We start from the raw sequence: 11,832 nt of genomic DNA on the forward strand, positions 1-11,832 counted from the left end.
CCCCTACCCGCCGACCATCACCCGGCGAGCCTCACCCCCACCGCATGTCCGAAGAGCCGGTTAGATGGGCGGCTGCAACCGGATGGCCAGCCCAAGCCCGTCATCGATCACGATGGCATCCTCGATCAGTTGCTCGATTCTCAGCGTCAGGACGGCGCCTTTGACTACAGGCGCGCAAAGTCCTGAGCGTCCACTCGCCCAGAGCTATCCGAGGAGCATCGAAGGCATCCGCGGGGCCGCCTCGCTGGCTTAGCGGACGAGGCGTGCGATGGCCTGGGATGCTTCAGTGATCTTGGCCTCGGCAATGTCTCCGCCTGCACGTGCGGCGTCGGTGACGCAGTGGCGGAGATGGTCTTCGAGAAGACCGACAGCAACGCCCTGGAGTGAGCTCGTCAGCGCTGAGATCTGGGTGAGGATGTCGATGCAGTACTTCTCCTCGTCGACCATGCGGTGGATGCCGCGGGCTTGTCCTTCGATCCGTTTGAGACGGGCGAGATAGCGGGCTTTGTCGGTGATGTAGCCGTGTTCGCCGTGTTCGCCGTGTTCGCAGGCGGTGTCGGACTCGACCTGGTCGGTCTCGATGGTGTCGGTCATCGTGGTCTCCGGTTCTGGATTGGTTATCGGTTGAGGATCGCGCGGGCCGTGGTTTCCGGGCGAAGGTCGAGTCGCCGCAGGAGCTGCGCGTTGAGGGCAACCACGATGGTGGACAGGGACATCAGGATCGCCCCGACCGACATCGGCAGCACGAACCCGATGGGGGCGAGGACGCCGGCGGCGAGGGGTACGGAGATCAGGTTGTAGCCGGCGGCCCACCAGAGGTTCTGCTTCATCTTCCGGTATGCGGCGCGGGACAGTTCGATGACGGAGAGCACCGAGCGGGGGTCGTCGCTGGCGAGGATGACTCCGGCAGAGGCGATGGCAACGTCCGTGCCGGCGCCGATCGCGAGCCCGACATCGGCCTGGGCGAGGGCGGGGGCGTCATTGACGCCGTCACCGACCATCGCGACCTTGCGTCCCTCGTTCTGGAGCTCCTGCACCTTCGCGGCCTTGTCCTCCGGTCGGACGCCGGCGAAGACACGGTCGATGCCGAGGTCCTCGGCCACGGTGTGCGCGACGGCTTCGGCATCGCCGGTGATCATCACGACCTGCACACCCAGCGCGTGCAGTGCATCGACGGCTTCGCGCGATTCCGACCGCACCTCATCGGCGAGCTTGAGAGCGCCGATCACACGGCCGTCCTGAACCACGTGGAGGATGATCGCACCGTCATTGCGCCACCGCTCGGCAACGGGCAGCTCCTGCGCATCTTCCTCGGTGAGCAGGTGCGGTCCCCCCACCCGTACAACGGTCCCGTCGACGGTCGCGGTGACGCCGACTGCGGGAGAGGAGGTGAAGTCCGAGCTGCGGGGCACGTCGAGGTGACGGTCGGCGGCGGCGCGGACGATGGCCTTGGCGAGCGGGTGTTCACTGTCGGCCTCCGCGGCGGCGGCCAGGGCGAGCACCCGGTCGGTGTCGTTGCCTTCGACGACTGAGACCTCGGAGACGGTCGGTTCGCCCTTGGTGAGGGTGCCTGTCTTGTCGAACAGCACGGTGTCGACGGTGCGCATGCTCTCCAGCGCGAGCCTGTCCTTCACGAGTACGCCACCGCGTGCGGCGCGTTCGGTGGCGATGGAGACGACCAAGGGGATTGCGAGACCGAGTGCGTGGGGGCAAGCGATGACGAGCACCGTGATGGTGCGGATGACGGCATCATCGGGAAGCCCAACGAGCGTCCACACGATCGCCGTGATCACGCCAGCGCCGAGAGCGAACCAGAACAGCCAGCCTGCCGCCGTGTCGGCAAGGCGCTGCGCGCGCGAGGACGAGCTCTGTGCTTCGGTGACCAGGCGTTGGATGCCGGCGAGAGTGGTGTCGTCACCGGTGGCGGTAATCTCCACGCGCAGCCCGGAGTCGGTCGCCACAGTTCCGGCCGTGACCTGGTCATCGATACCGCGCGTCACGGTGCGGGACTCGCCGGTGACCATTGACTCGTCCATCGACGCGCGACCGTCGACGATGCGACCGTCGGCGGGGACGCTGCCCCCGGGGCGAACGATGACGACATCACCGACGACGAGTTCGGCAGGCGAGACCGTCACGACCTGGTCACCTTCGACGCGTTCTGCTTCGTCGGGCAGGAGCGCGGCCAGGGAGTCGAGAGCGGACGTGGTCTGCGCGAGGGACCGCATCTCGATCCAGTGCCCGAGCAGCATGATCACGATGAGGAGCGCGAGCTCCCACCAGAAGTCGAGCTCGTGGTGCAGCAGGCCGAGGCTCGCACCCCAAGAGGCGATGAACGCAACGGTGATGGCGAGTCCGATGAGGAGCATCATCCCGGGCTTGCGGTCGCGGATTTCGCTGACAGCACCGACGAGGAACGGCTTTCCACCCCAGATGTACATCACTGTTCCCAGTACCGGGGACACCCAGGCCAGGCCGGGAATGTCGGGGAGGGTGTAGCCGAGGATCATCGCGAACATGCCCGACAGCGCGACGGTGGGGACGGCGAGGATCAGCATGATCCAGAACAGGCGACGGAACTGTCCGACGTGGTCGCCATGCCCCGCATGACCCCCGTGTCCACCGTGAGCGTCGTGTCCACCATGTGCGTCATGGCCGGCATGCTCGCCGTGACCCTGGTGGCCCATCGGCGCGCCGCTTCCGTGCGGTGCAGTATCGGGACCGTCGTGGTGCACGGCGGTGTCGTGGTGAGGGGTGTGGACGGGGGGGTCTTCTGTGGCCGCGGCGGGGACCGATGGGGTGTGCCCGTGCGCTGCGTGTTCGTGGGTGTGATCAGCGTCGTCGCTGTGTGGCTGGCTCATGAGGCTATCCTCCTCGGAAACGATGAAGCTGTGCGGGGCGATCCGTGTGCCGCCCCGCACAGGTGAAGCGATGTCAGGCTGCGGTCACGTACTTGGCGGGGTCAGCGTCGAACAGGGGGCCGCAGGCGGCGCAGCAGAAGTAATAGCGGGTGCCCTCGTAGTCGCGGTAGAGGCCAGCGGCTTCAGCGTCCGCTTTCACGACGGTGCTGCCGACCATCACGGGGCATTCGGCGAGCTGTTCGGCGGACGGCGCGAGGAGGTCCTTGCGTCCGTCGGCTGGGACAGAGCCGTGGCTGTTGTGGCTGCAGCAGGATCCGGAATCAGACATGTGTGTTCCTCTTTCGTGATTTCAGTGGGTTCCGACGGTTGCGTTCCGCGTCGCATGATCACGCGGTGCGGGCGCGGCGGTCGGGGATGGGTCCGCCGCCTGGCTGCGGAACGTGCGCAGGCGGAGGCTGTTGCCGACGACGAAGACGCTGGAGAACGCCATCGCGGCGCCGGCGAGCATGGGATTGAGCAGACCGAGGGCTGCCAGCGGGATGGCGGCGACGTTGTAGGCGAAGGCCCAGAACAGGTTGCCCTTGATCGTGCCGAGCGTCTTCCGAGACAGACGGATCGCGTCGGCCGCGCTGCGCAGATCGCCGCGGACGAGCGTGATGTCGCTGGCCTCGATCGCCACATCGGTGCCCGTGCCCATGGCCAACCCCAGGTCTGCCTGGGCGAGCGCGGCCGCATCGTTGACGCCGTCTCCGACCATCGCCACGACCTTGCCCTCGCGCTGCAGCCTGGTGACCACGTCGACCTTGTCTTTCGGGAGCACTTCGGCGATGACCTCATCGATGCCGACCTCAGACGCGATCTGCTCGGCCACGGCACGGTTATCTCCGGTGAGGAGCACCGGTGTCAGTCCCAGCGCCTTCAGCTGCCTGATGGCTTCGGTGCTGGTCGGCTTGATGGTGTCCGCGACGATGAGCACACCGCGTGCTTCCCCGTCCCACCCCACGGCGACCGCGGTCTTGCCCTGACGCTCTGCTTCGCTCTTCGCGGCGGCGAGATTCTCGGGAAGGCGCTGGGACCAGTCCTCGAGAAGCGACTCGCGGCCGACAAGGACGGCGTGCCCGTCGACGATGCCCTGCACTCCCTTGCCCTCGATGTTCGCGAAACCCTCGGGTGTCGGAAGCGTGCCGACCTCTTGGACTGCGGCTTTGGCGATGGCCTGCGCGATGGGATGCTCGGAGGCGTCCTCCACCGCACCCGCCAGGCGCAGCAGCTCGCCGCGGTCGACGCCGTCAGCGGTGAACACGCCGGTGAGCGTCATCCGCCCTGTGGTCACCGTCCCGGTCTTATCCAGAACGACGGTGTCCACCCGTCGCGTCGACTCGAGAACTTCCGGACCCTTGATGAGGATGCCCATCTGCGCGCCGCGGCCCGTGCCCACCAGCAGTGCGGTGGGCGTGGCAAGGCCCAGGGCGCACGGGCAGGCGATGATCAGCACCGCGACCGCGGCGGTGAACGCCGCCGCGGCAGGGAATCCCGCGCCGAGCCAAGCGCCCAGCGTGGCGATGGCGATCGCGATGACAATGGGCACGAAGATACCCGACACCCGGTCGGCGAGGCGCTGCACCTCGGCCTTGCCCGATTGGGCGTCCTCGACGAGCTTCGCCATCTGCGCCAACTGGGTGTCCGACCCGACCCTCGTCGCCCGGATGACGAGCCGGCCACCGGCATTGACCGTCGCCCCCGTGACGGAGTCTCCTTCGCCGACCTCGACCGGCACGGATTCACCGGTGAGCATGGACGCGTCGACCGCGGAGGTGCCGGAGACGATCACACCATCGGTGGCGATCTTCTCGCCGGGCCGTACGACGAACTCGTCGCCCTCTCGCAGGTCCGCGATGGGAATGCGGGTCTCGGCGCCGGCGCGAAGCACAGCAACATCCTTCGCTCCCAGCTCCAACAGCGCGCGCAGGGCGGCGCCCGCCTGCCGTTTCGCCTTCTTCTCGAAGTAGCGTCCGGCGAGGATGAACATCGTCACCGCGGCACCCACTTCGAGGTAGATGTTCGCCGCCCCGTCCGACGGTGCCACGGTGAGCTCGAACGGGTGGGTCATCCCGGGGACGCCGGCCGTGCCGAAGAACAGCGCGTAGAGCGACCACAGTAAGGCGGCTATCGTCCCCATCGAGATGAGCGTGTCCATGGTCGCCGCACCGTGCCGGAGATTCGTCCACGCTGCCTTGTGGAAAGGCCAGGCCGCCCAAACGATGACGGGGCCGGCCAGGGCGAGTGAGAGCCACTGCCAGTAAGTGAACTGCAATGCGGGGATCATCGACATCGCAATCACAGGAAGGGTCAGCACGATGGAAGCGATCAAACGGTTCCGCAGGCTCACCAGCTCCCTATCCGGAGCGTCCTCACCGTCGACTACCGCGGACGGCTCCGGTGAGGGAAGGGCGGCCGTGTAGCCGGTCTTCTCCACCTCGGCGATCAGCAGCGCCGGGTCGAACCCGTTCGGTGCGGTGACCTTCGCCTTCTCCGTCGCATAGTTCACGGTGGCGGTGACACCGTCCAGCTTGTTGAGCTTCTTCTCGATGCGCATCGCGCACGACGCGCAGGTCATCCCGCCGATCTCCAGCTCCACGCTGGACGCGGCTGCTGACTGCGTATCCGTCATGATGTCTCCTCGATCCTTCTTGCAACTCGATGCGCACTGAGCGGGTCAGTGCCCGTCGTGCTCGGCGTCGTCTTCGGTGTCCGCCTGGTCGCCGGTGGCGGGGGTCGCCTCGAGTACGAACTGTGCGGTGTGGACCTGTCCGTCGACCTGGAAGTCCAGGTACAGCAGGTAGCGGCCGGTGGTGGGTGTCTCGGCGGTGAATTCCACCTCGGGGCCGGCCAGATCGCCCGGCTGTGGTTCCTCGCCGCGCGCGTGCACATGCAGATACGCCAGGTCGCCATCGCGCAGGGCAACGAGGTGGCCGAACGCACCGAGGTACGGCTCCAGCACCGTGACGGGTTCCCCGTCCCGAGAGACCTTGACAGTCAGTTCGCTTCCAGTTCCGGCGACCAGGTCGCCGCTGACGGTCACGTCGAAGCCGTCGACCGTGTCGCTTGTCTTGACGGCGACCTCGGGCTCCGGTGTCAGCTGCCCCGCCACATCGACGGTGCGGGAGAGCGTGGCGCTCACCCCCTCAGAGGTGAAGTCCGCATACAGCCGGTACGTTCCCGCGGTATCCCAGGACCATGGCAGCGACCAGACCCCGGTCCTCGGGTCGAGTTCGGGGTGCACGTGACGGTATTCACGCCCGTCGTTGCGGACCACGATCAGGTGCAACTGCTTATCGTGGGCCTCGTCGAAATCGGTGATCGGGACACCTGAGGGATCGCGGATGTCGAAGGAGAGTTCACCGTCCGTCTCGACGTTCGCCGGCGCCTGTACGGGGCTCATTGTGAATCCCGATGCCGCGCTCATCACTCCACTCACCCCCATCTCCTGATCGTCTTTCGTGCCAGCAGCATCCTCGGGCGCTTGCGCGTCATGCGAGGAATGCCCGGCGTCCGCCCATGCGGTCACCGTGCTGTCGGGCACGAGTGCGCCCGCGGCGGCGAAGGCGGCGCCGAAGACAACGACAAGGCCCGCGCCGTAGAGGCCGAGGCGGCCCGGGGCGTTCATGAGAGTCGGACCGCCTCGTACCCGGCCTCATCGACGGCCGCGAGCACGGCCGCGTCATCCACTGCGGAACTCGTCGTGACGAGAAGCCGGCCGGTCTGCGCACTCACTTCGATGTTCTCGACGCCGGGGACCTGGCTGACCTCGCCGCGAACAGCGACCTCGCAGTGGCCGCAGCTCATCCCGCTCACCTGGTACTCGCTCGTGCTCATGATGGCTTCCTTCCCTCGATTCGGAATACCCCGGTAGGGTACTGGTATGCCTAACCATATACCCACCCAGGGTATTCCGGTCAAGGGGGTGAAGGGAGCTTCTCATGGATAAGACCAGCTCGGATGTGCTCATCGTCGGCGCGGGCGCCGCGGGTCATTCTGCGGCGGTCACGTTGCGGCGCAGCGGTTTCGACGGGTCGATCCGGATCGTGCATGCGGAGCCGTTCGCCCCGTACAACCGCACGCTGGTGACCAAGGGCATCCTTCGTGGCCTGCTCACCCCGGAGCAATCCGCGCTGCCTGCCTTGGACTCGATCGATGTCGAGACGATCCCCGGCAGCGCTGTCGGGATGGAAGAGCGGGGCATCTTGCTGCACGATGGCAGACGGCTGATATTCGCAACGGCTGTCGTGGCGACCGGCGCCGCCCCGCGTCCCCTGCAGGCGACAGGCGTCAGCGAGGGGGTCTTCACGCTGCACAGCGCGTCCGACGCGCTACGCATCCGAGGGCATGCGGGTCCGACGTTCGAAAGGCGGGTTGTCACTGTCCTCGGTGCCGGGCTGGTCGGAGCAGAAGCAGCAAGCTACCTTGTGAGCGCTGGTGCCAGAGTGCATCTCGTCGCGCGCTCCGAAATCCCCTTGGCGCACAGCCTCGGGTTGCCGATCGCCACCCGGCTCCGCGATCTGCACGCTGCGCACACGGAGTTCCATCCAGGCCGGACAGTGCGCTCCATCTCGGCTTCCGGAAGCGGGGGTGACGTACTCCTCGATGATGGGACATCTGTATCGTCAGACGTGATCGTCCTCGCCCACGGAACAGTTCCGGCTGTCTCATGGATCCGCTCAGACGGTGCCGCGATCGAGGTCGATGACCGGCTCCGTGCCAGGACGATCCCGGCAGTGTATGCGGCCGGTGGGGTCGCCGCTCATGTCGGTCCCGACGGTTCGCTCTATCGTATGGATCATTGGGATGATGCGGTGGCACAAGGGGCTCACGCCGCCCGAGCGCTGCTTCATGATCTGCACGGCGGGGACGATCCTGGCCCGTACCGGCACGTTTCCGGGTTCACGGTGAATGTGCACGGCGTCACGCTGAGTGGAGCGGGCGTCGTCTTGCCGCAGGCGACCGCGGAAACGACGTCATCGGCCGGCGGCGGCCTCGTCTCGACCTTCAGGACCGCCGACGGCAAGAGGGCGGGTGCTGTCGGGTGGTCAGCGGCAAGGGAAATCCTGGCGGTCAAGCACGAGCTGGCAGGCGGCTTCTGAGTGTGCACAGGATCGATGTCGGGCACACAGGCGGCGGTGCTAGCGTCGTGAGGAACAGGAAGGATCGAGGATGCAGGTGACGGTTCGCGCCACAAGCCCGCAGTTGTCGCTGCGCACCCTGCTGATGCTCGGCACCGCGGCCGTCCTGATCATCGTCGGCCTCCTGGGCATGCACACCTTCACCGCGGAACCTGCCGGGCACGGCTCCTCGGGCGTCGCCCATTCCGCATCGACAGTCGCTCACGTTCCGGACGCCACGGCGAGCCTCGACGACGGTGGTGCCGCTGCCTGCGACGGGCCGTGCCACGTGACCACCGGACAAGGGCAGGGTCACGACGACATGGTCACCGCCTGCGTACTCGCGTTGCTGGCCGGCCTTCTGCTCCTCGTCCCACCGACGTTTGCCCGACGCTCCGGCATCTCCCTTCGCGAGGTGACCAGCTGGTTGCGGTGGGAAGCGACCGATGCCCTCCCTCGTGGCCCCTCGTTGACGGTTCTTTCGATCAGTCGAACTTGAGTATTCGCACGCCGACCCAACTGTGGGCGGCCCTGCGGCGCCCGTTGGCGCCGCCGCTTCAGCGAACTCTCATACGACTTACGAAGGAACGACCATGAACAAGAAGATCCCCCTCGCACTCAGCACCGGCGCTCTCACCCTCGCCCTGGTACTGACCGGCTGCGCCGACACCGGCACCGCGCCGTCCGGTACCAGCAGCTCACCGTCCGCGTCGACGTCCTCGTCGGCCTCAACCGAGGCTGACGAGATGTTCGTCACGATGATGATCCCTCATCATGAGCAGGCCATCGAGATGTCGGACATTCTGCTGGCCAAGGACGGCGCGGACCCGCGGGTGGTCGAGCTCGCCGAACAGATCAAGGCGGCGCAGGGCCCGGAGATCGACAAGATGCTCGGGTGGCTCGAGGACTGGGGTGTGGAGTACGACCCCGATTCGATGGGCGGCATGGACCACGGCTCCATGGGCGGCGACGACAGCATGATGTCCGAAGAGGACATGACCATGTTGGAAGACGCCGACGCGACCGAGGCCAGCCGTTTGTTCCTCGAGCAGATGATCGTGCACCACGAAGGCGCCGTCGACATGGCACAGACGGCGCTTGACGACGCGCAGAACCCGGACGTCCTCGAGCTCGCGCAACAGGTGATCGATGACCAGACGGCGGAGATCGCCACGATGAAGGACCTCCTCGGAGAACTGTAGAACCACGCGGGGCGGGCCGATTCCCGAACGACCCGCCCTGCGTTTCCCGCGCGATCGCCCCGCGCGAAGACCGACCCCGCGGCGCGCTCCCTGCTGCCCGCGTCACAAGCCTGGCCACCCTCCTGGCCGCTACCCGGAAACCATCATGAAACGATCATTTCTTCTCGCCGCCGCAACCATCCCCGTGCTGACGCTCGTCATTACGGGCTGTACTGCCGCGCAGTCCGACGAGCCCGATGCGACACCCCGCATCGACCACATCCACGGCATCGCCGAAGACCCCCGCGGTGACGATCTGCTCGTCGCCACGCACAACGGCATCTTCACCGTCACACCGGACGGGAACGTCTCCGGACCCGTCGGCGGCCATGACTTCGATGCCATGGGATTCACTGTCACCGGCGACACCCTGTTCGCCTCCGGACACCCCGGAGAGCAAACCCCGGCCGAGCTGGGATCCCCGAACCTCGGCATCATCCGTAGCGATGACTATGGCCTCAACTGGTCGCCCATCGCCCTGAACGGAACAACCGACTTCCACGTCCTCACCGCCAGCCCCGACGGAACCCTGTACGGCATCGCTTCCAGCCAAATCGACCTGCTCTCCAGCACCGACAACGGAACGAACTGGACCACCCATGCCCCTCTAGCGGCAGCCGACCTCGCCGCCACAGAGTCCGGGCTCTATGCCGCCACCGAAGAAGGACTGCTCGTCAGCACCGACGGTGGCGACACCTTCACCCCCGTCCCCGAATCACCCCTGCTCTACGCCCTCGTAGCACGCACAGACGGCACACTCGTCGGCGCCGGCACCGACGGGGTCCTCTGGGCCCAAGATCAGAACGGGACGTGGCAGCAGCTGGGGCCACTCGACGGAGCCGTTCAAGCCCTCAGCACCATCGATGACCGCATCATCCTCGTCGATGACCGAGGCATCGTTGGTGTCACTGTCGACGGCTTCACCGTCCTCAGCCCGGCCCGGTAACCGCAGCCCACTCACGAATCCACCATGAACGAACACAAGAATCCGTTCCGGAACTTCGTCTTCTTCATCACCGCGGCAACGATCGCCGTCGTCCTCCTCGCCTTCGCCACCTACCTCGCGATTGGAGCGATCCTCTGATGTCGCCGGACGCACGATTCGATCCGCTCCGCCTGTCCGCGCTCAGCCATCGTTCCGCACCGAGCAGGCCGCCACCTCGCCCGTCGCGTGCGTACCGACTGCACCGCCGACTTGTGCGGTTAGGGATTGTGCTCCTGGCAGCCGGACCCGCGCTCGTCCTGATCCATCTGAGCACCGATACACAATACGGAAGCCACAATGGCACTTGGTGGACGTACACGGTGGCGAGCTACGACGTCGCCATCATCACCACGATCATCGGGGTAGCACTGGTCTGGCGATCGCCGCCGGCCTCCGATGAACGGCGTGAATGACTGGCCGAATCGCGGCGTCAAGAGACAGGGACATCCCAACGTCTCATGACCTTGTCGATCTCGACGAGGCCGGCGAAGCGGGCAACGTCGCGTCCACCCATGACGCGGTTCCGAGCGAGCTTCGCCGGGAACTGCTTCAGGGGAGGGATCTCGGTCTCGTGTTGCGGCGAGGGTCTGGCGTTGAGCCTGGACGGTCGCCGCTAGCGCACGCCGGAACGGAGCCACTGATCGTGTAGCAGTTGGCTCATCGCCACGCGTGGTGTCAGGTCACCGTGTCGAGCTCCACGCCGTAGTCATCGGCGTTCTGCGTTATCGGCACGAATATCGAATCATCCCCGGCGTACTCAGCGAGCTCCGGCGGGCAATCGAGATCGCCGATCGAGAGCGCACGTTCAGGTGGCAAGAGATGGGCTTGTTCGAAGCCCTTGCCCGAGGGTCGACGATTCGGTAGCCGTCAGCGAGACTGGCGGAGATCGAGGCCGAGGGCAGACTCGGACCGCAGATCATCGGCCCCTCGATTGCGGGGCATCCAGCTCAAGAAGGGCGGTATCCATGACCGACGCATCCACTCCCCCAAGCGACACCGTCAACGATCTGACCAACCCACCCGTGCCGCCGGGAGCCTTGTTGCTGGAGCTCGTGCCGGTTCCGGTCACCGACATCGAACGAGCAAAGACCTTCTACCGAGACCAGCTCGGCTTTCGGCTCGACGTCGACATCAACCCAGAGCCCGGCGTCCGCATCGTCCAGCTCACGCCACCGGGTTCGGCATGCTCGATCACCCTGGCCGAGGGCCTGCCCACGCTCGACATGCCTCCGGGGACCCTGCGAGGGCTGCACCTGGTGGTCGCCGACATCGAGGCATCTCGTGCCGAACTGGTCGAGCGCGGCGTCGAGATCAGCGAGGTCGAGGACCTCGGCGGAGTGTTCTACGCCTTCTTCGCCGACCCCGACGGCAACACCTGGTGCCTGCAGCACATGCCCTGGCGATAGCTACGACGCCGGCGAGGGCGCCGGGGTCGGTTTGATGCGGCGGGTCGGCACACGCAGGAGGACGAGCGCGACAAGGTAGATGCCGCCGACGACGATCGCGATGTCGGCGACGTTGCCGATGAACAGATCGAAGTAGCCGATGAAGTCGATGACGCCACCGCGTGCCAGGCGGTCAGCGGC

Annotated in this window: 13 protein-coding genes; 6 read left to right on the forward strand and 7 right to left on the reverse strand. The window is 66.5% G+C overall.

Features of this window, described 5'->3' with window-relative positions:
* The coding region (locus CJ226_RS18260; RefSeq protein ID WP_219719839.1) for a hypothetical protein at positions 1–186 on the forward strand (186 nt) is incomplete at its 5' end.
* Positions 187–249: 63 nt separating this feature from the next.
* Here the strand turns inward: CJ226_RS18260 and CJ226_RS00010 are convergent.
* The 6 genes from CJ226_RS00010 to CJ226_RS00040 form a co-directional block, all read right to left on the reverse strand.
* Positions 250–594: a metal-sensitive transcriptional regulator gene (locus CJ226_RS00010; RefSeq protein ID WP_029266204.1), complete on the reverse strand. Its 345-nt coding sequence runs from the start codon at positions 592–594 to the stop codon at positions 250–252.
* A gap of 23 nt (positions 595–617) precedes the next feature.
* Positions 618–2,861, reverse strand: coding sequence for a heavy metal translocating P-type ATPase (locus CJ226_RS00015; RefSeq protein ID WP_371511043.1), 2,244 nt, complete (start codon positions 2,859–2,861; stop codon positions 618–620).
* Positions 2,862–2,934: 73 nt separating this feature from the next.
* The gene (locus CJ226_RS00025; RefSeq protein ID WP_029266198.1) at positions 2,935–3,189 is read right to left on the reverse strand and encodes a YHS domain-containing protein; all 255 of its coding nucleotides are present in this window, start codon (positions 3,187–3,189) and stop codon (positions 2,935–2,937) included.
* A gap of 21 nt (positions 3,190–3,210) precedes the next feature.
* Positions 3,211–5,532 (reverse strand): cation-translocating P-type ATPase, encoded by a 2,322-nt coding sequence (locus CJ226_RS00030; protein ID WP_029266196.1) that lies wholly within the window; start codon positions 5,530–5,532, stop codon positions 3,211–3,213.
* Positions 5,533–5,577: 45 nt separating this feature from the next.
* Positions 5,578–6,528, reverse strand: a complete 951-nt coding sequence (locus CJ226_RS00035) for a hypothetical protein (RefSeq protein WP_029266194.1) — start codon at positions 6,526–6,528, stop codon at positions 5,578–5,580.
* The gene (locus tag CJ226_RS00040; protein WP_029266192.1) at positions 6,525–6,737 is read right to left on the reverse strand and encodes a heavy-metal-associated domain-containing protein; all 213 of its coding nucleotides are present in this window, start codon (positions 6,735–6,737) and stop codon (positions 6,525–6,527) included. The genes CJ226_RS00035 and CJ226_RS00040 overlap by 4 nt, the downstream gene beginning before the upstream one ends.
* Positions 6,738–6,841: 104 nt before the next feature.
* On the opposite strand from CJ226_RS00040, the gene CJ226_RS00045 reads away from it, so the two are divergent.
* The 5 genes from CJ226_RS00045 to CJ226_RS00065 all read left to right on the forward strand — a co-directional run bounded on the left by CJ226_RS00045 (position 6,842) and on the right by CJ226_RS00065 (position 11,652).
* Positions 6,842–8,002, forward strand: coding sequence for an FAD-dependent oxidoreductase (locus CJ226_RS00045; RefSeq protein ID WP_051667917.1), 1,161 nt, complete (start codon positions 6,842–6,844; stop codon positions 8,000–8,002).
* Between the two features lie 70 nt (positions 8,003–8,072).
* Complete coding sequence (locus CJ226_RS00050; RefSeq protein WP_029266188.1) at positions 8,073–8,519, forward strand: DUF6153 family protein; 447 nt, start codon at positions 8,073–8,075, stop codon at positions 8,517–8,519.
* A 94-nt stretch (positions 8,520–8,613) separates the two neighbouring features.
* On the forward strand, positions 8,614–9,222 hold the full coding sequence (locus CJ226_RS00055; RefSeq protein ID WP_029266186.1) for a DUF305 domain-containing protein: 609 nt from the start codon (positions 8,614–8,616) through the stop codon (positions 9,220–9,222).
* Between the two features lie 184 nt (positions 9,223–9,406).
* The gene (locus CJ226_RS00060; protein WP_232089174.1) at positions 9,407–10,207 is read left to right on the forward strand and encodes a F510_1955 family glycosylhydrolase; all 801 of its coding nucleotides are present in this window, start codon (positions 9,407–9,409) and stop codon (positions 10,205–10,207) included.
* A 1,004-nt stretch (positions 10,208–11,211) separates the two neighbouring features.
* On the forward strand, positions 11,212–11,652 hold the full coding sequence (locus tag CJ226_RS00065; protein ID WP_036331298.1) for a VOC family protein: 441 nt from the start codon (positions 11,212–11,214) through the stop codon (positions 11,650–11,652).
* Here the strand turns inward: CJ226_RS00065 and CJ226_RS17930 are convergent.
* Positions 11,653–11,832 (reverse strand): signal peptidase II (locus CJ226_RS17930; protein ID WP_180964498.1); only part of this gene is annotated, 180 nt, incomplete at its 5' end.

This window comes from Microbacterium sp. UMB0228 (assembly GCF_002871415.1).
Classification (GTDB): Bacteria; Actinomycetota; Actinomycetes; order Actinomycetales; family Microbacteriaceae; genus Microbacterium.